The organism is Lysinibacillus sphaericus (assembly GCF_006864135.1).
GTDB lineage: Bacteria > Bacillota > Bacilli > Bacillales_A > Planococcaceae > Lysinibacillus.
Window position 1 is genome coordinate 1 of the sequence record NZ_SADV01000016.1, and the last position, 19393, is coordinate 19393.

Here is a 19393-nt window from a genome sequence, read left to right on the forward strand (position 1 = left end):
TGCTTTGCGCATATGTATTCCCCTCCTCATCTAATTACAATTTAAATACACGATATTTAGTATACCATTCGAAGGTAACAGGAAAGCATGCACTTGAGAATTAATGATTGAAAACATCATTTATTTGACGGCACTTTAAGATAAAAAGTTTCTGTTTTTTAACAATTGCTAGAAAAATAGTTTTTTATTGTGGGGTGAGCCACAATTTGAAGCACTCCAAACGTACCGGCAATCGTTCCCTCCCCTTCAGCCCAACTGGCGTGTTGGGGCATTCACCTCCATCTTATATTAAAAAAGCAGCAAAAAAGGCTATGCCTCGGTGATTTATCACCTTTGACATAGCCTTTTAATAAAAATTAATTATTTTGCAGCTTGGAATTTAGCTTCCACTACATCCCAGTTTACTACGTTCCAGAATGCACCGATGTAATCTGGACGACGGTTTTGGTAGTTTAAGTAGTAAGCATGCTCCCAAACGTCTAAGCCTAGGACTGGAGTTTTACCTTCCATAACTGGAGAGTCTTGGTTTGGAGTAGATGTAACAGCAACTGAGTCACCATCAACGATTAACCAAGCCCAGCCTGAACCGAAGCGAGTAGTAGCAGCTTTTGCAAATTCTTCTTTGAATGCATCGAAAGAACCGAATTTAGCATCGATTGCTTTTGCAACTTCGCCAACTGGAGTTTTTGAACCGCCTGGAGCGATTACTTCCCAGAATAATGAGTGGTTAGCATGTCCGCCACCGTTGTTACGTACAGCAGTTTGTTTGTCAGCTGGAAGAGCATCAATGTTTGCGATAAGATCGTTAATGTCTTTTTCAGCAAATTCAGTGCCTTCTACTGCTGCGTTTAAGTTTGTTACATAAGTATTGTGGTGTTTAGAATGGTGAATTTCCATTGTTTTTGCATCGATATGTGGTTCTAATGCGTCATAAGCGTAAGTTAATTGTGGTAATTCGTAAGCCATTGTTAAGTTCCTCCCTAAAATAAAGAAATAATTAATACATTCTTAGATTATCAAAATTGGTCAAACCATTCAACGAAAAATACTTCAAATTGAAGATTTCAGCCTTTTGACTGAAAAGCCAATACGATTACTATACTACCCTGTTGTTTTAGCAATTATGCCTCGGCATAATTACGGCCGGAATTGGAAAGGAGTGACATCCGCCTCAGGCTTTTAAATTCTTTCAACGGATGTTTTGACACCCGCTGAAAGAATTTAAATAGCTAACTATCGGAGGAAATTATATCGCTATAAAGAACACGACAATCATAACGATTTGAATGACTGCTTTTGCAAGTGTTGATGTTAAGAAGCCAACAAGAGAGCCAACACCGCTTTTCACAGCCTCTCCAAATGTACGACGCTCCACGATTAATTCTGCAATCACAGCTCCTAGAAATGGACCGATTAGTATACCTACAACCGGAATGACGAACGGACCAATTAATAAACCAATGGTACTCCCCCACATACCAGCATTTGAACCACCAAATTTTTTAATACCAAAGGCATTGGCTACAGAATCAGCAACAAATAAAATGACAACAAATAGTATTTCAGTCGCCCAGAACAACCAGCTTAGCTCCGCAAATGAAAAAAATAATCCGTATACTAAAAAACCACCTATTAAAAAAATCACACCTGGAATGATCGGGTATACCAATCCAACAAATGAAATGATAAAGCAGGCAATCACTAAGATCCAGCCAACAACTTCCATGAAAATTCTCTCCTTTTATCGTGCATAGCCTACTTACTTTACGGATTTACAAAGCTATTGGTTTCAGTTATTTTCGTTTGTATCGTAAGTGCAACGTCAGCTACAAATCTTTCCTGTAGCGAAAGCAAAGCGTCAGCTACAATGACGCCAAGGCGCAATTGATTTAATGTCTAATTCCTAAAATAGAGTCAGCTATATTTACAGCATGGTCTCCTATACGTTCTAAATTGCTAATGATATCCGTATAGACGATTCCCGCCGCCCCATTACATTCGTACGTATTTAAGCGCGCAATATGCTTTTGTCTTAGTTTATCTTCCATATCATCTATCAAGCTTTCGAGCTCCGTAACTTCCTGCGCCAAACTCAAACTGGCTGTATCCAGAGCCGCTATGCTCTTTCGTACAGCTTCAATCGCCAAGCTAAACATGCCTATTAAATCTTGTCGTGCTGATTTACTTAAATTTACCTCATGATGATCTTTATATTGTAAAAGCTCTAAAATATTTTCAAAATGATCGCCAATACGTTCGATGTCTCGTACATTTGTTAGCAGTGTATGGTGTCTTACTGAGTCTGCTCGAGAAAGTGGTTGCTTAGACACCATCACTAAATAATTCGTGATTTCCTTGTCTAAATGATTGAGCGCTACTTCTAATTGTAAAACTGTAGGAATATGAGCAGTTTCACCCGTTTTCATATATAAAAACGTTTCTTCTAAACCATGCAGTGCATGCTCTCCCATACGTAACACTTCCTCCTTCGCTTGCCCGAGTGCAATCGCCGGAGAGGAATCAATAAATGATGGATCTAAATGCTTCGTTGTCACATCAATATTTCCATCATGCCCAGGAACTAGCTTCGTGACAAGTACAGCCAACCCTCCGATAAATGGCAGCTGAATCATCATATTAATTATGTTAAATGAGCCATGCGCAAGCGCTATTTGCATTTTCGCATCTAAATGGAATAGCCCACTAATCCACTGAACGAAATGTATAAACGGTGTAAAGAATACCATGAAAATGATCGTTCCTATAATATTAAATAGTACATGTGCCGCCGCTGCACGCTTAGCATATATAGAAGCACCCAGTGAAGCTAATACTGCTGTAATGGTCGTGCCTATATTCTCACCGAATAAAATAGGTAAAGCACTATCTAAGCCAATCAAGTGCTCAGCATATAAGCCCTGTAACACACCGACAGTTGCTGTTGAGCTTTGGACAAGCAATGTAAAAACTGCCCCTAGAAAAATCCCTACAATGGGCAGATTCTTGAGATGAAGGGTTAATGATGCTAGGTCCGCTAATTGATGGAGTGATTGCATGCTTGCACTCATTAACTCTAATCCTAAAAATAATCCCCCGAAGCCAAACAATATTTGCCCGATATACTGATACGTCGCTTTCTTAAAGAAAAATAACAACCCTGCACCTAGCGCCAATAACGGATAAAAATATATGCCGATATTTATACCAATAATAAATGCGGTTATGGTCGTCCCAATATTTGCCCCCATAATGACACCTATTGCTTGACGTAATGTTAAAAAACCTGCACTCACTAGCCCAACCGTAATCACCGTCGTTGCAGAGCTCGACTGGATACAAATCGTCACAATTATGCCCACTAACACACCCATTAAAGGATTTGTTGTAAAACGATTCAACCATTCACGCAGTCGATCATCTGCTGATTTTTGAAGCCCATCCCCCATGAATTTAATGGAAAATAAAAAGACTCCTAATCCGCCTAAAAATTGAAACAGTATGCTTTGCCAATCTATTGTCAATTGTATTCGCTCCAATTCCTACATCTCTACTTCCCTATTCCTAATCTTTAAATGATAGTTTAGAAAAAGTAAAGAAAACCTTTAACTTCTTTACACAATATTAACATTTCATCATCGTATTCTCAGTTATTATTACTTATTTCATATCTTGTCAAAGTTGAACATGGTAGAATAGCGGTTGGAGGAGATTTGCTTATGAAACACTCACAACTATTTATCGATAGCTTAATTCATCCAAAAAAACTTGCTGCCTATCGTTTATTACCTATCGGAAAAGTCATTCAATATACTTTTCTTCTAATTACTGTTGTTACAGTTTTCTCTTTTGGTCGTTTTACGGCCGGAATGTCTGTTGATACTTTTGATATGAATAGTTTAAATGGTATTACTGAATACATAGAAGGTGTTAAATGGGTTTTGTATCCCGTGACATTCATTATGCTTTTTGTTTTTACAACGATGCTCATTTTTGCACAAATTGCTCTCTATGCCCTAGCAGGTCTACTGATTTTAAAAGTCATGAAACGTCGCGGTGAATACCGTCACATTTGGCGTACTACGACATTTGCCATGACTTGGGCAATTCTAATAAGTATGCTAGCAGATTATTTACCGATTAACAGTACAATTATCTCTGTTTTTTCTTTATTTTTAACTGTAACTCTACTAATCGTAGCCATCACAAAATATCCAAAACAACCAAACATAAAATAATGTGCATGAACTCCCTCTCTTCTAAATATAGTGTAGAAAAGGAGGGGATTTTTTGCGTGCTTTTGTGTTAACAGCTATCATTATTATTTTTGCTTTTGTTGTGAAAGTAGATTTAACAGAAGGTTCATTACACCTTGCTGCCATTTATCCGAAAGATAGTGAAAAAGCCCTTTGTGAGAAGCAGCGAGAGCCAAATTATATTACTGTACAAACTATTCAAGGCGATTCCATTCACAGTTTATTTGCACTTCATCCCGCCAAAGTACCAATGACCTTCCCTGAACGCTTACAACTATTTTATGAATTAAATCCACACTTACAATTACAGGCTCTTATTCCTGGTGAAAATATTAAGCTTCCTCTGTCATTTGAATTTGAAAACAAATGCGGAAAATGAAAAGTTAACGTTTCTTCCTTGTCCTTATTTTCTTACACTGCTAAAATAAATGTCAGTGACGGTCGAAAGTATGGCCCGAAAAGGAGAGAAAGTTAATGAGTGAAATTTGTCACCGTACAAATACACGTCCCGTACGTGTCGGTAATTTAACAATAGGTGGTAGTAATGAATTATTCATTCAAAGTATGTGTACAACAAAAACACATGATGTCGAAGCAACAGTAGCAGAAATTCTTCGTCTTGAGGAAGCAGGCTGTCAAATCGTTCGCGTCGCAGTACCAGATGAACGTGCAGCTGATGCGATAGCAGATATTAAAAAACGTATCAATATTCCATTAGTAGCTGATATTCACTTTGACTATAAATTAGCATTAAAAGCAATTGAAAATGGTATCGATAAAGTTCGTATTAACCCAGGTAATATTGGGCGTAAGGAAAAAGTAGAAGCTGTTGTTAATGCAGCTAAGGCTAAAGGTATTCCAATCCGTATCGGGGTAAACGCTGGTTCATTAGAGCGTCATATTTTAGAAAAATATGGTTACCCTACTGCGGACGGTATGGTAGAATCTGCCCTTCACCATATTAAAATTTTGGAAGACTTGGACTTCCACGATATTATCGTATCAATGAAGGCATCAGACGTAAATCTAGCGATTGAGGCCTATGAGAAAGCGGCTAAAGCCTTTGATTATCCTCTGCATTTAGGAATTACTGAATCAGGTACATTATTCGCGGGTACAGTAAAATCAGCAGCTGGCCTTGGCGCAATCCTATCAAAAGGTATTGGTAATACGTTACGTATTTCACTATCTGCAGACCCTGTCGAAGAAGTTAAAGTAGCACGCGAGCTATTAAAATCATTCGGTCTTGCTTCAAATATGGCAACACTTATTTCTTGCCCAACTTGTGGTCGTATCGAAATTGATTTAATTTCAATTGCCAATGAAGTAGAAGAATATATTTCTAAACTTAATGTACCATTAAAAGTTGCTGTTCTTGGTTGTGCGGTAAACGGTCCTGGTGAAGCACGTGAAGCCGATATCGGTATTGCTGGTGCTCGTGGTGAAGGTTTACTATTTATGAAGGGCAAAACTGTTCGTAAAGTGCCTGAAGAAACAATGGTAGAAGAGTTGAAAAAAGAAATCGATAAATTAGCAGCTGAAATGGTAGAAAAACGCGCTGCTGAAGAAGCAGAAAAAGCGAACGCCTAAGGAGGTGCTAGTATGAAAAAGCCTCGCTTTGGTATTGATATCGATGGAACAGTAACATGTCCTAGTACTCTCATTCCACATATCAATAAACAATACAATCTAAATATTACACTCGACGATGTGTGCGAATATGATTTTTTATCAGCATTTCCTCACCCTGTTGATCGTGTAGCATTTAATACATGGTTTAAAGAAAATGAACCATTTATGTATGAAGTTTCGGAAGCAGCTAAAGATGCGAAAGATATTTTAAATACGTGGAAAGAAAACTACGAACTTTATTACATCTCTGCTCGTGGTGAGAATGTATCAGATGTTACGGTAAATTGGTTTAAATCACGATCTATTCCGTATGATCATATCGAGCTCATCGGTAGTCACGATAAAATTTCCGTAGCAAAAAAACATGGTGTTGATGCATTTTTTGAAGATAAGCATGATAATGCGGTTATGCTTGCAGAGGAATTAAAAATACCGGTTGTATTATTTGACACTCCGTATAATCGTCTTGCTGTTCCAGACAATGTCGTACGTGTTTATAACTGGCAAGAAGCCAACCATTTTATCACAAATTATTTTAAATAAACAAATGGAGTCGTGTTCATGTATTGAACACGACTCTGCTTCTTTTATACATCCAGTATCCCTCGTAACCAACGCTCCACAAAATTTTCAAAGGTAATGCCATAATTTTCATAAACAGCATGGTAAACAAAGTAAGTCCCTAATCGCTCAAGTAATTCATCATTAATCTTCATCACAAACTGCTCCCTTCCCTTAGTTTTTTTCACTGAATTTTCAGATACTTAAACTTCCAATTTCTCGAATATTCTAGCGGAGTTCGCATAGTTGCAAAACCGTCACAATCTACCGCCTCCATGCCCTTTTTTCATAGTTTTCTTTTCGTTAATATAGTAGTATCAACTTACAAAACTGGAGGGACTACTTGTGAGATGGATAACAAAGGTAGCTTGTATAACATGTCTTTGCGCGTTGCTCACTGGCTGTGGTAATCGATTATCAGAAATTAAAGATGCGGTTTCAGGCATAAATTCAGCAGCAGAAACTGCAGCCAGTGCAGTTAGTCGTGATGTACATGCTGTACGAGCAATTGCCATTAACTATAAAGATACATCTTTTACGGTTAATGACCTATTTAAAACTATTTTACGTGACGTACGCTGGGATTATGACGCCGAAAAAAGTGAGCTTCATGTGAGAGGCACTTGGAAAGCACCTCTATTTTCTGAGCAACCATGGGATGATACGAAGAAAAAACAACTAGCAGAAACAGGTGTAGTAAAGGTTATATGCACTATTAACAACAATAAAATTGATAGCGCTCTCACAAATGTAACACTTATTTTTAATGACGAAACGATTTTAGAAATGACTGGCGAAGATGCTCTTCATCACCTATATGATACATATTTACAAAATTAAGCTCCGTAGCTTTTAAACAAGGCTGTTTCCTCAAAGATTGTTTTAAAAAAAGGCAGATTTAATCTACAAAACGTCTAGATTAAATTCTGTCTTTTTGTTCTAATATATCGCGAATCGAAAATTTAACTAAAGCTCCCTGTTTGTTTAATTGTTAGTGTTATTGTCTAGTTGCAGCTTTTTCTTGACTGTTATTCTGTGATGCTAGGTGAGGATATGTATTTTTTCTAAATAATACTTCACGATAGCTAAATATTCTCTGGAGTAGTACTTAATACGAAATTCTGATGGTGTTGCAGCTGGTAAGCCGGTAACGTTAAGTCCTAAATCTTCAGCAATGGATTCGGCTCGATATAGATGGAATCGGTTTGTTACAACTACAATTGTGGAATCTTTGTCTATGTAATCCATTGAATACTGAAAATTTTCAAGAGTGCGAGTAGAATTGGATTCGGTGATGATTCGTTGTTCATCAATACCTAATTGCATTAATGATTCTTTAATTACAGAAGCTTCAGACACAATTTCGTCCTGCCCCTGACCACCAGAAGCGATTGCAATTGTATGTTCGTTTTCTTTTAAGTATGCAGCTGCAGTCGTAATGCGCTCGAACAGCAGACTAGACGGTTGATCCCCCGATAATCGTGTACCTAAAATAATGAGGTAATCTGCATTTTCTATCGCAGTATTTTTGCCTTGAGACACGATAAGTAAGTGTAGGCAAAGAAAAAAAACAAGTACTACCGCGAGCAATATAGTGATGAGCTTGAATACTTTCTTCATAATAACCTCCATATTTACTGTAACGATTGACATTATTTAAATTATCGGTAGCAAATTTTAATATATGAGCTTGTTTTTTATTCTTTTCTAAAAGATCGTTGCTATTACTACATATCTTTCCTTAATAGTCTGTGGAATAAATATAAAACGACTGTTAATAAGCTCAGAATAAAAAATTGTATTGTTGATGTCCAAAATATAAATATTACATCTGCGCCTAAAACAACAATCTCGCCCGGTGGCAGTTCTTTAGATGGCAAAGGAAATAAAATTATATAAGGTACAATGACAAAAGACGAATAAGAAGTTGCAAAAGAATCGAATCATTTAAAAACACTTGAGCAAAGAATAACAATGTATGCGATAGATACTATTGCATACATTGTTATTCTTTTCATACTCTACGATTAAATTCATACAACACATTTCCTCTCCTTTTAATCTTAATAATCCAATCTATAGTAAGACGAACGGAATCGTGTGATGTTCCAATTTTTCTTCACCTAACCTGCAAGTGAAAAAAGAAACTTAAACAAACAAAGAACTGCGACTGGGTGCTTTCCCGAGGACGTCCGACGAACCCCAAGGAGTCGCACAGCCTCACTCCAACCACTTTTAGTTATAGCGAAAACGAAACTTCAGAATTTTTTGTGCGAAAGAGCAGCGGCAGTAGATGTACAAGCGCATCTCTGTTATAAGTCTATTCGGTGTTCTTCAGCAAATAAGCGCAAAAAAATCTTACAATTTTGAAATATCGGACTCTCCTAATTGAAACTTTCAAAACCAACAAGTTATAATCAAAGTATCACGTGATGGTTTGGAGGTGTTTCCATTGGGACAGAGAGATTAAAAATTGGCGAGCTTGCAGAAAAAACAGGCATTACAAAAAGAACAATCGATTATTATACAAACATCGGCTTATTAGAAGCAGAACGTTCTGCATCCAATTATCGCTACTATGCTTCTGCAATGATCGAAAGACTTCATTATATCGAGCAACGCAAACAGCAAGGTCTTTCACTCATTGATATCCAACATGAACTAAACATCACTCCGCATGAAGAAATTGATGTACAAATGCTACGTGTAAAAATGCAAGACCTAGAGCAGGATGTAACTTCTTTACTTGAACAAATAAACAAACAAGACAACAAAAATATTGAAAAAATAAAAAAAAATGTTTCTCCCGAAAGCATTGCACTCATGCAATCTTTATTTTTACTTATTCATAATTAGGAGGTGACGTTCTGTTCATACAGAACGACTATTTGGAGACCATACTCAACTTATCAATTTTTACAATTTTATTAGCTTTAACTGGCTTTTTCGTAGCAACGGAGTTTGCTATTGTAAAAGTACGTTCATCAAGGCTTGACCAATTAATTGCGGAGGGCAATAAAAGGGCCGTATCTGCAAAGTATGTTGTCAATCATTTAGACGAGTACTTATCTGCCTGTCAACTTGGTATTACTGTAACAGCGCTTGGTATCGGGATGGTCGGAGAAAAAACATTTGAATTTATGCTCCACCCTCTATTTAACTTGATAGGCATTTCAGATAAGTATATGACGATTTTTACAATTGGTAGTGCTTTTGCCATCGCAACATTTTTACATGTTGTCGTCGGGGAGTTGGCACCAAAAACTGCTGCGATTCAGAAGGCTGAAACGATTACACTCCATTTTGCCAAACCTATTATGTTGTTTTATAAAGTGATGTATCCATTTATCTGGTTTTTGAACGGCTCAGCTCGAGTATTAATTGGCCTATTTGGTATGAAGCCTGCTTCAGAGCATGAGTTATCACATTCTGAGGAAGAATTACGATTACTGCTATCTGAAAGCTTTGAAAGTGGTGAAATCAATAAAACAGAGCTAAAGTTTGTGAATAATGTCTTTGAATTTGATGAACGTATTGCTCGTGAAATTATGGTTCCTCGAACAGAGATTATTGGCATTGAAAAAAATGAATCTTTTACAAATATGATTCATTTTATCGCCGCTGAAAATTATACTCGTTATCCTGTTTATGATGGTGATCGTGATAATATTTTAGGCTTTATCAACGTTAAGGAATTGTTTACACACTGTTTGCTTGAGCAACTTACAGACGATTCATTAAACCTTGAAGATTTCATTAATCCTGTTATACGAGTAATTGAAACGATTCCTATTCAAGCATTACTTATGCGTATGCAAAAAGAGCGCATTCATATGGCTATTTTAATGGATGAATACGGCGGGACATCAGGGCTTGTAACAGTCGAGGATATTTTAGAAGAAATAGTAGGTGAGATTCGCGATGAGTTTGATGATGATGAAATTGCAGAAATCCGAAAAGTAAGTGACAACCACTATATTTTAAACGCAAAAATTCTCATTGAAGATGTTGAAAAACTATTAAATGTAACACTTGAAGCAGATGAAGTCGAAACATTGGGCGGTTGGTTTTTAACAGTAAATAATGGCATTAAAGCAACTAAAAATATTGAGTTGGCCCCTTATATATTTAGTATTTATGAGCAGCAAGGCCATCGTATTCATTACATCGAAGTTCGTCCCCTTCGCAATATTGTGCCTACTGTATTAGAGGCATATTCTGACTGATATGGTTTTCTTAATGGTTTATAACAATTTTAACTCCATAGTATCATTCAAATGGGACTATTCTAGTTTTTCTAAATACTTTTTTCTTATTCCATTATTAGGCATATCCATATATAATAAATATATGGATATGATTCTATTTTCAGGGGGCAAAACATATGAAATTGTTTAAACTATATCATTCGGACGGTATTCATATCATTACCGACGTCAAAAAACACAAAACTAACATTGAATTAAAAACAATTACAGGTGAAGTATTATATATTATCGTAGTAACAGATGAAAACTACACAGTATACGATGATCGTTTTGCTGGTGCTTCAAAGCAATTAAATTCTGTTGAGGCATTTGATATTGACGGAAACTTCCGTAGCCTAGATTTTGATAATATGCGTTTACTCTTCAAAGAGGCATTTACGAAGCTATTACAAGAGATTGCAGAATGTGTCAATGAAAATGATAAGCTAGTAGATATTGATACACTACGTCATAAAGTAAGCGCTCAAATTAAAGGTATCCATTTCCGCGTTATTTCTGACACGAAAAAATACGAGTTTTAAATATTTAACAGACTGTCCAATCAATAGAATGCGGATAGTCTGTTTTTTACGTTTCAAATATTCAGCACTTTCCCCGATATTTAACCATAGTCACCCTCGAAACAAAAAACATCTCATACCACTTTCATGTATAATGGTATTTAATTATCTGAAAGAAAGGGTGTTTGGATGAATCGTGAACAATTAATCACACTTATTTCGGAAAAACTGAAATTAATCCGTACCGAAAAAGACTTAACACAGGATCAGATGAGTGATTTACTAGGACTCTCTAAAAAAACACTTGTTCAAATTGAAAAAGGTCGTATTTATACTGGCTGGACTACAACGGTTGCAGTTTGTGCATTATGCCGAGAAAGCTCCATTTTACAGCATGAGCTTGGCGGGGACCCACTAGAGGTTGTCGACTTAATTGCTAATAACGGAACATTATATCCTAAGGAAAAGACGATGGGTGGATACATATGGTGGAAAAATCTTAGCGAGTACAAAGGTTATCGTCTACAACAAAACGTCATTAGTCAGCATTTTCGAATTTTAGATACAAACAATTATCGACTACTATCAACATTCGACGAGTCAATAGCTAAGCAATCATGGGAAAATTTTCAAGAATAATTATTGTACTGTATTCGCACATAACGTAGAAGCATTACATCCAAATACCTCTACGTTATGGGCAGAAGTACTAGGATCGGAAAGAACCTTTGTAAATGCTGCACAATACTGCCAGTGATGGCGCTCTTTTTCTTCATTATTAATCTCCTGTTTTGTTGTACTACTTTCTTGCATTCTCACTCTCTCCTCTCCTAGTTCTAGCTCCTATATAATGAAGATATGAAAAGACCATCACTATATATAATAGCAAATTCTTTCTCTTCGTTATTCCAACACCTAGACGAATGAATACAGAAATGAAATCACTTCGTCATATGATAAAGTATAACTAGAAACCGATAGTATGGCGTAATAACATTACAACCAAACTTTTGGTTAAAAGTTTCATTAGTCGAAATTTCTAACACTATTCTCTATACTTAATAATAACTTCTCTAATACTGGAAAGGATGCTCTTTTATGGATCGAATACTAGCAATTAGTGATATACATGGGGAATTAGAACTTTTTGAAGAATTATTATTAAAAGCTAATTACGATACTGTGCAGGATCAGTTATTTTTACTTGGTGATTATATTGATCGTGGGCCTGCATCATGTGGCGTTTTAAACTTAGTCGGAGAATTACAGGCAAAAGGTGCACGTGTTCTATTAGGAAATCATGAAGCCATTATGCTAAAAGCCTGTCGCTCTGGCGATCCTAAGCCGTGGAATCATTGGGTGGAACTTTGCGGTGGCGAGGCAACTCTTGCAAGCTATGGTTATCAGTTAGAAGATTTTAAGGAAGTCATTGAAAATGAGACATTACCTAGCTTTATTCAGTCTTTACCAAAGCTCGAAGAACATTTACAGCTTATCGCAACCTTTGATACTTATATCGAATTAGAGGATGCCATTTTTGTACATGGCGGTGTAGTCCCTGGCATAGCTTTGGCAGAAACAGATCCCTTGCAATTTTTATGGATTCGTGAAGAATTTCATGTAGGTTATCAAGGCCAGAAAACTGTAATCTTTGGCCATACACCTACCTATAGACTTCACCATAATCCGACAGATTACAGTGTCTATTTTGGCGAAAATAATATCATCGGTATAGATGGTGGAGCTGTTTTTGGAGGTCAGTTACACGCATTAGAATGGCCAAGTCATCAAGTAATATCGGTGGAAAAGGAAAAGCCAACAAGTGTAGAATAACCTGTTGGCTTTTCGTGCTAAAATGAAGATAAAAGTTTTAATACAATTTAAAAATAACACCTACTAAAGAGTACACAATAACTGTTGTAAATAAAATTGTCATGTGGATAAGTGAGAAAACAAACATTTTTGTCGCCCACTTTATTTGATCTTTATTACTATGATATCCGTAAATACTCATCACAAGCCATGCAATGCTTAACAATAGAGCAACAAGCATAATACCAACACTTAAAGTGCCAAATAAAAAGCTTGATAATATCAATAAGATTAAATAAAAGTTCGATTGATAATAAGTACGACGCATTCCTTTCACAACCGGAAGCATTGGAACGCCGGCTGCTTCGTAATCAGCATGCTTACGAATGGCAATGGCATAGAAATGAGGCATCTGCCAAATAACCATAACTAAAAATAGGCCAAGTATCGCAGGATGTGTAATATCAGAAGAAACAGCTGCCCAACCAATTAAAGCTGGAACCGCCCCTCCTATACTCCCTATTTCCGTATTATAAATCGTGCGACGTTTTGTCCACATTGTATAAGGTACTACATATAAAAATACACCTAAGAGACCAAATCCTGCAGCTAATGGAGAAGCAAGTGCCAACACAGCTGCCCCGAGAATAAGCATGGCAAAAGCTAAAATTAACGCTGTTTTACCTGACATTTCACCAGTAACAGTTGGTCGACTTTGCGTACGAGGCATTATAGCATCAATGTCTCGGTCATACACATTATTAAATGTTCCAGCAGCACCAATAACAAGCGCTGAGCCAATCGTTGCGAAAATAATTTCAGGTATATTCTCTACAAAAGTCATTTTATTTTTGTACATACCTAGCGTTAAACCAGCCCACATAGGAATTAAATTGGATTTAATGATCCCTGTTTTTACTGTCTGCGCTAAAATAGAAGGGCGCGAGGACTTCTTGGAAGATTGTAGGTTATGCTCCGTTTTTAGATTTTGTTCCATTCATCTTAATTCCTTTTCTCTCTTAATTTCTACACGCTTTACCATTAGAAAGCGACAAATTTTGCATGCGATTAATATGCGTCGGCATAATTGCGTCCGGAATCTGCTTTTGCGCTTGCACTAAGAACTCCTTGCCGATTCCTTGACATCCATTCAGCGGATTTTGGCACTTACACCCGCATTCATCACCATCTATAGTGATGGTTGACTTCTATAGCTCGCTACAAAAAACATTTGTAACTGCCGATGTACTTTAGTTACAAAAACATTCGCTGAAATAAGTATACATATCAAATTATTATTCTACCCCTTTTAGATAGAATCTGTCTCAATGTTCACATAAAGTACATGATTTTCTTACTCTTTATATTCTACCTAATGAAAATAGAGATACACGTTCATTCACAACATCTTCTATGATACCACCGACTGGCGTGAATTTGAACCTAATTGGCTTGATTCTTTGCATATTACTATTCAAGTAAAACAATCTACTCTATACTAAGGTGTATGCTTTTAACTCTATATGAAGGAGTGTCTATCACGTGAAATACGGATTTATCGGCCTTGGAAATATGACAACGGCCATTATCAAAGGAATGTGTAAAAGCGGAGATTTTAATCCTACTTTTATTTATGGCTATAATCGTACCGAAGCAAAAACAACAAAATTAACAACCTCTTACGGTATTCTAGCCGCAAGCTCTATTGAAGATATTATGTCGAATTGTGACGTCATTATCCTCGGTGTCAAACCCCAAATGTTACCAGATGTTTTACCAGAGGTGAAAAAGCATTTACAAGACAACCATGTCATTGTTTCCATTGCTGCAGGTAAAAATATTTCATATTTTCAGGGTTATCTATCTGAAGTTACCCCCATTATTCGTGTAATGCCAAACATTAATGCGCTTATCGGTGCCTCTACAAGCTGCTTTACAGCAAGTGAACCAGTATCAGATATGCAGCTACAGTATGTCGTTTCACTGTTTGAAACAGTAGGTACAATAATCGAGGTCCCTGAACACCTATTTTCTATATTTACAACGATCGGTGGAGCTTCACCAGCATTCACCTATATGTATATTGACGCTTTAGCACGTGCTGCTGTTCGTGAAGGAATGCCAAAAAGCATGGCTCTTGATATTGCAGCAAATGCAGTACTCGGCAGTGCAAAAATGATAATACAATCTCAGGAACATCCCTGGGCACTTGTAGATCAGGTATGCTCACCGGGAGGAACAACTATTCAAGGTGTATCCTCATTACAAAGCAATCATTTTGAAACAACGATTCACGATGCAGTCGCTGCAGTGACTAACAAAGATCGAAACTTATCAAAATAGAGCTTGCTTGATCTACTAAAAAATAAAACGAAACCGAGACATCATTCGTGTCTCGGCTTTTCATTTCATTGAATATTATCTTGTAATTCCTGTGCTAAAAATGCAATTAGGTCACGTAGATTTTCTGGTGTAACACCGTGACCGTCTGCATACTGCTTAAATGTCACAGTAGCTCCAAATTGCTCAAATAGTTCTTTACTTTCAGCGCCCCATTGCGATGGGATGACATAATCATAATCCCCATGAGAAATAAATGCATGTAAGTGATTGATTGGGCGAATTGCATATTCCTCTGTCACGAATTTCGGCGTGTAGCCACTTAATGCTACTATTCCTGTAATTAAATTACCCATTGCAAAAGCAAGTGACTGTGCCAAAACTGCTCCTTGACTGAATCCAAGCATGTACACTTTATGTGGATCAATTTGATATTCATCCATTGCCTCTAACACAAATCGTTGTAGAGCCACTAATACTTTATCGAAAATTTCACGGTCTGGTTTACCGATGTCTTGGATTGTGAAAAAAGCATAGCCAGGCTTTTGCGTAATAGGTCCACGTAAACTAAAGATATGACATTGCTCTTTAAAGTCCTGCACTAATTGTGGTAAATCATCTTCATTGCTTCCCATTCCATGCAATAAAAAAATCGCTGGATATTTTCTATTTGGATCCATATTCGTTGGTTGTGTATGTTTAAATGTAAATGGTGTATTCATAAAAAAATTCCTTTCAGGTGAACTTGTGTCACCTTATTATACTGCAAAAAATAGCTAGACAAAAACAGGATTGCTTCGTTATCATAAATAGTTTTTGGGACGTACGATCAGACACTTGGAACACAATGTTTTTATGTACGAAATCGTAATAATAGAACGTATACTTTTAGCCTTTGTTCTTCTATCGGTTCGCTCAAGGTACTGCGATCGACCTATTTACATGACAGCTATTATCTCAACTTTTGTAATGAGCCAAATTACAGTAATTTTGTCTTATTTATAATCCCGTCAGTGTGATAAGCAATATAGCCGTTAATTATACGAATCGTTTCTTGTGGATCTGCGTTAAATAGCACTTTTGATTGCTCTGGAGTTGAGACAAGTACCGTTAATAAATCTACGCGCATTGAATGTCCAGCAGAGCTATAAGCATAATCGTAAACAATATCTTCCTCTGTCACATTGTCTGTCATATATTGCTTATGAAACAATTCTTTAGCGGCATCCATTTGTTCTGCAACTTGCTGACGAATTCGCATTTGATGCATCAATAGTTCTTCTTCAAGTATAGTGGTCTTTAACCACTCTTTCTTTTCGAGCATCTTCAAAAACTCTTTTTCCCAAATTTGCTCATTTTCAGTAAAATACAGCATATTCATCATTAACATATCCCAAAAATCAATTTGAGACTGTGCTGATTTACGCTGCATCTCTATTACTTCTTTAAAGTGCTCCTCAACCTTCGTAATATTCATATTGCGCACTAAATGATTACATACATTTTCAATAAATTTATTTGCCACTTCTTGTGCCATGAAAAAACCCGTCCTTTATATCTACAAATCATTTCCTCACTATCATACCATGATTGTAGAATAGAAATAAACGGGTAGCGTTTAGGTCTGCCATGTAGGCTCTCATACTTTTACAAGCTAACAAAAAAACATCCTCGTCAAAAGATGAAACAAGGATGTTGTATGAACATTTTATACTTTAGATGTAGTAATTGAATCTAAAATAGACTTTGCATTTTTGTGAAGCGTTTGATAGTTCTCCTGTAATATATGTGGAGGTACAGGTTTGCTGAATAAGAAGCCCTGTACAGTATCACATTTACTGTCTATTAGATATGTTAGCTGCTCTATCTCTTCTATTCCTTCTGCAACTACCTTTAACTGTAGATGCTTTGCCATAGAGAGAATCATGTCCACTAATGCCTTATCTGTAGAGTTCGAATGTATTTTCTGAACGAAAGATCGATCAATTTTTAAACAATCTATAGGAAAATCCTTTAAATAAGATAATGACGAATAGCCTGTCCCAAAATCATCTACTGCGATCGTAACACCAAGCGCCCTCAATTTTTGTAAAATCGTCGTCATATGATCAATATTGATGGTCATACTCTCTGTTATCTCTAGCTGCAAATATTTCGGCTCTAATTGTGTTTTCTCAAGAACATGATGAATTATTTCAACTAAATTTTGCTGAAAAAGTTGACCTAATGACAGATTGACCGCTACTTTAATCGGTGGCAATCCCGCTGCTTCCCATTTCTTTACTTGTTGACAGGCCGTTTCTAGTACCCATTGTCCAATAGGAATAATTAATCCCGATTCCTCAGCAATTGGGATGAAGACTCCCGGCGAAATCCACCCCTTCTTTGGATGCTGCCATCTGACTAAAGCCTCTACTGACTTAATTTGGCCCGTATGTAAATCTAGTTGCGGTTGATATTCTAAAAAAAGCTCTTGCTTCGCTAATGCATCATGTAAATCATTTTCTAATAAAAGTTGTTCCGTCGTCTCTTTAGATATTGAGGACTCATAAAACCGTAGACGAGTTGGAGATTTCTGCGCTTCATGCATAGCATAGAGTGCAAATCTAATAAGTTCCTCTTCCCTATAAGAATCTGTTGGAAATAAAGCAATACCAATATTTAATTGACTATTGAGGGAAAAATGTTGTATTTGGAATGATTCTTCCATGACAAATTGAAGCTGCTGACTAAGCTGCGTTAATTGATGGGTATTATTCACCTCATCAATATAAACGACAAAATAATCTTCTCTCAGCAAGCAAAGTAAATACTTCTCTGGTAAAACATTTTTCAATCTTTGCGCGATTAGACTTATCATTTGGTCTGCATATGTACTACCTAAAGACGCTTTAATAGCAGGAATTCTTTCTATACCGATCGCAAGAATTGCCTTTTGGGATTTAGATATGTCTAAATCTTTCTTTAATGATTCCATTAAAAAACGTTCATTTGGTAAATTCGTAATATCATTATGGTAAGCCATATGATGCATCTTTTCGCGAGATTTTTCTAAATGCTCTTGTGTATCAACTAACTGCTGAAAAGGTTTTTCGATAGATGAAAAATAAATAGCTCTAAATAAAAGATAAGATGCACCTAGCTCAAAAATATGTCCAATGAAGTTTTTAATATCATAAACATCTTGATAAATTGTATAAAGAAAATCGCTCATGATTAAATAAATTGAACTACATAATAATAAAAATATAATTTTAGGTGCTTTCTTAAAATTTTTAAGTAATAGAACCATAATCACCAGCTGAAGCGCTACAGCTGTATATTGTAAAATATTTTTTATAACAGTAGGTCCTTCACCTTCCATTATAAGTGGGGGCAAAATTGGCGTTGGACCATAGAGAACGCCAAAACAACAAATGATTATTAGAAATGGCAAGCTATAAATAAACCAACGATAACTTGATTTTATTTCCTTCTCCTTTATAAAAAAAATAATGAGAAAACCAATTGATAATAGTAATCGACAAAACATGTAAAACCATGTTGATGCATACGGCGTACTTTCTGTAATGAAAAATGGCATTCCTTTATAGGAAAGTGTATGAGCCATTTCTAATAAGCTAATCGTTAAAAATAATGCCCCAACATAGAGGACTCTATTCGATAAAATATAAGGCGTAATTAACCATGTCTGAATTGAAATAGACATTGTCACTACAGTTATAAGCATTTCCATCATTAAATGAATCGTAACATAATTGTTCTCTCCAAATATCCCATAAAATTTATCGCTACCCAAACCCATTACGATTAATAAAATCATTGATAATAGGATGAATTGATTGCCCTGCTTCACAAATGAAAAATCCTCATTAAATTTCCACATCATAACTCCCTTCTTAAGCTCTAAATAATTTCCTCCATCTACTGCTTTATTGATGGTTTTAGGATAATTATACTATAAAACTATTATGAAGTATCGACTTTTTAACCAAAAAAGAACAAAAATTCAGGACAATAAAGTGAA

At 36.3% G+C, this 19393-nt stretch carries 21 protein-coding genes; 11 read left to right on the forward strand and 10 right to left on the reverse strand.

Annotated elements, in window-relative coordinates; translation table 11 throughout:
• Nucleotides 1-360 precede the first annotated feature (360 nt).
• The 3 genes from C7Y47_RS16625 to C7Y47_RS16635 all read right to left on the reverse strand — a co-directional run bounded on the left by C7Y47_RS16625 (nucleotide 361) and on the right by C7Y47_RS16635 (nucleotide 3521).
• Nucleotides 361-966, reverse strand: a complete 606-nt coding sequence (locus tag C7Y47_RS16625; protein ID WP_132356757.1) for a superoxide dismutase — start codon at nucleotides 964-966, stop codon at nucleotides 361-363.
• Between the two features lie 280 nt (nucleotides 967-1246).
• The gene (locus C7Y47_RS16630) at nucleotides 1247-1726 is read right to left on the reverse strand and encodes a DUF456 domain-containing protein (protein WP_142509800.1); all 480 of its coding nucleotides are present in this window, start codon (nucleotides 1724-1726) and stop codon (nucleotides 1247-1249) included.
• Between the two features lie 163 nt (nucleotides 1727-1889).
• Entirely contained in the window at nucleotides 1890-3521 is a 1632-nt protein-coding gene (locus tag C7Y47_RS16635) for a Na/Pi cotransporter family protein (RefSeq protein WP_142509801.1), read from the reverse strand.
• A gap of 195 nt (nucleotides 3522-3716) precedes the next feature.
• Here C7Y47_RS16635 and C7Y47_RS16640 point away from each other — a divergent pair, with 195 nt between their 5' ends.
• The 4 genes from C7Y47_RS16640 (at nucleotide 3717) to C7Y47_RS16655 (ending at nucleotide 6428) form a co-directional block, all read left to right on the forward strand.
• Nucleotides 3717-4235, forward strand: coding sequence for a DUF1189 family protein (locus tag C7Y47_RS16640; RefSeq protein ID WP_142509802.1), 519 nt, complete (start codon nucleotides 3717-3719; stop codon nucleotides 4233-4235).
• Between the two features lie 52 nt (nucleotides 4236-4287).
• The gene (locus tag C7Y47_RS16645; protein WP_142509803.1) at nucleotides 4288-4632 is read left to right on the forward strand and encodes a hypothetical protein; all 345 of its coding nucleotides are present in this window, start codon (nucleotides 4288-4290) and stop codon (nucleotides 4630-4632) included.
• A gap of 95 nt (nucleotides 4633-4727) precedes the next feature.
• Nucleotides 4728-5843 (forward strand): flavodoxin-dependent (E)-4-hydroxy-3-methylbut-2-enyl-diphosphate synthase, encoded by a 1116-nt coding sequence (gene ispG, locus C7Y47_RS16650; protein ID WP_142509804.1) that lies wholly within the window; start codon nucleotides 4728-4730, stop codon nucleotides 5841-5843.
• 12 nt (nucleotides 5844-5855) lie between these two features.
• Nucleotides 5856-6428: a 5' nucleotidase, NT5C type gene (locus tag C7Y47_RS16655; protein ID WP_142509805.1), complete on the forward strand. Its 573-nt coding sequence runs from the start codon at nucleotides 5856-5858 to the stop codon at nucleotides 6426-6428.
• Nucleotides 6429-6472: 44 nt separating this feature from the next.
• Here the strand turns inward: C7Y47_RS16655 and C7Y47_RS25750 are convergent, their stop codons facing one another.
• The gene (locus tag C7Y47_RS25750; RefSeq protein ID WP_255505234.1) at nucleotides 6473-6604 is read right to left on the reverse strand and encodes a hypothetical protein; all 132 of its coding nucleotides are present in this window, start codon (nucleotides 6602-6604) and stop codon (nucleotides 6473-6475) included.
• 187 nt (nucleotides 6605-6791) lie between these two features.
• Here C7Y47_RS25750 and C7Y47_RS16660 point away from each other — a divergent pair, with 187 nt between their 5' ends.
• The gene (locus tag C7Y47_RS16660; RefSeq protein ID WP_142509806.1) at nucleotides 6792-7286 is read left to right on the forward strand and encodes a hypothetical protein; all 495 of its coding nucleotides are present in this window, start codon (nucleotides 6792-6794) and stop codon (nucleotides 7284-7286) included.
• Between the two features lie 201 nt (nucleotides 7287-7487).
• Here the strand turns inward: C7Y47_RS16660 and C7Y47_RS16665 are convergent, their stop codons facing one another.
• On the reverse strand, nucleotides 7488-8066 hold the full coding sequence (locus C7Y47_RS16665; RefSeq protein ID WP_185903518.1) for a YdcF family protein: 579 nt from the start codon (nucleotides 8064-8066) through the stop codon (nucleotides 7488-7490).
• 852 nt (nucleotides 8067-8918) lie between these two features.
• Between C7Y47_RS16665 and C7Y47_RS16670 the strand changes: the two genes are divergently transcribed.
• The 4 genes from C7Y47_RS16670 (at nucleotide 8919) to C7Y47_RS16685 (ending at nucleotide 11853) form a co-directional block, all read left to right on the forward strand.
• On the forward strand, nucleotides 8919-9302 hold the full coding sequence (locus tag C7Y47_RS16670) for a MerR family transcriptional regulator (protein WP_142509808.1): 384 nt from the start codon (nucleotides 8919-8921) through the stop codon (nucleotides 9300-9302).
• A gap of 32 nt (nucleotides 9303-9334) precedes the next feature.
• Nucleotides 9335-10672 carry a hemolysin family protein gene (locus C7Y47_RS16675; RefSeq protein WP_142509809.1) on the forward strand — a complete coding sequence of 446 codons (1338 nt, stop codon included), beginning with the start codon at nucleotides 9335-9337 and terminating at the stop codon, nucleotides 10670-10672.
• A gap of 158 nt (nucleotides 10673-10830) precedes the next feature.
• Nucleotides 10831-11235 (forward strand): hypothetical protein, encoded by a 405-nt coding sequence (locus tag C7Y47_RS16680; protein WP_142509810.1) that lies wholly within the window; start codon nucleotides 10831-10833, stop codon nucleotides 11233-11235.
• 168 nt (nucleotides 11236-11403) lie between these two features.
• Entirely contained in the window at nucleotides 11404-11853 is a 450-nt protein-coding gene (locus C7Y47_RS16685; protein WP_142509811.1) for a helix-turn-helix transcriptional regulator, read from the forward strand.
• Here C7Y47_RS16685 and C7Y47_RS25010 read toward each other — a convergent pair whose 3' ends face one another.
• The gene (locus C7Y47_RS25010; RefSeq protein ID WP_185903519.1) at nucleotides 11854-12027 is read right to left on the reverse strand and encodes a hypothetical protein; all 174 of its coding nucleotides are present in this window, start codon (nucleotides 12025-12027) and stop codon (nucleotides 11854-11856) included. It abuts the gene before it with no gap.
• Nucleotides 12028-12312: 285 nt separating this feature from the next.
• Between C7Y47_RS25010 and C7Y47_RS16690 the strand changes: the two genes are divergently transcribed.
• Nucleotides 12313-13047: a metallophosphoesterase gene (locus C7Y47_RS16690; protein WP_142509812.1), complete on the forward strand. Its 735-nt coding sequence runs from the start codon at nucleotides 12313-12315 to the stop codon at nucleotides 13045-13047.
• A gap of 37 nt (nucleotides 13048-13084) precedes the next feature.
• On the opposite strand, the gene cyoE is transcribed toward C7Y47_RS16690, so the two are convergent.
• Nucleotides 13085-14023: a heme o synthase gene (gene cyoE, locus C7Y47_RS16695; RefSeq protein ID WP_142509813.1), complete on the reverse strand. Its 939-nt coding sequence runs from the start codon at nucleotides 14021-14023 to the stop codon at nucleotides 13085-13087.
• A 545-nt stretch (nucleotides 14024-14568) separates the two neighbouring features.
• Between cyoE and proC the strand changes: the two genes are divergently transcribed.
• On the forward strand, nucleotides 14569-15369 hold the full coding sequence (gene proC, locus C7Y47_RS16700) for a pyrroline-5-carboxylate reductase (protein WP_142509814.1): 801 nt from the start codon (nucleotides 14569-14571) through the stop codon (nucleotides 15367-15369).
• A gap of 65 nt (nucleotides 15370-15434) precedes the next feature.
• On the opposite strand, the gene C7Y47_RS16705 is transcribed toward proC, so the two are convergent.
• The 3 genes from C7Y47_RS16705 to C7Y47_RS16715 form a co-directional block, all read right to left on the reverse strand.
• Nucleotides 15435-16088, reverse strand: a complete 654-nt coding sequence (locus C7Y47_RS16705; RefSeq protein ID WP_142509815.1) for an alpha/beta hydrolase — start codon at nucleotides 16086-16088, stop codon at nucleotides 15435-15437.
• Nucleotides 16089-16345: 257 nt separating this feature from the next.
• The gene (locus C7Y47_RS16710; RefSeq protein WP_142509816.1) at nucleotides 16346-16903 is read right to left on the reverse strand and encodes a hypothetical protein; all 558 of its coding nucleotides are present in this window, start codon (nucleotides 16901-16903) and stop codon (nucleotides 16346-16348) included.
• Between the two features lie 171 nt (nucleotides 16904-17074).
• Entirely contained in the window at nucleotides 17075-19255 is a 2181-nt protein-coding gene (locus C7Y47_RS16715) for a bifunctional diguanylate cyclase/phosphodiesterase (protein ID WP_142509817.1), read from the reverse strand.
• Nucleotides 19256-19393 lie beyond the last annotated feature (138 nt).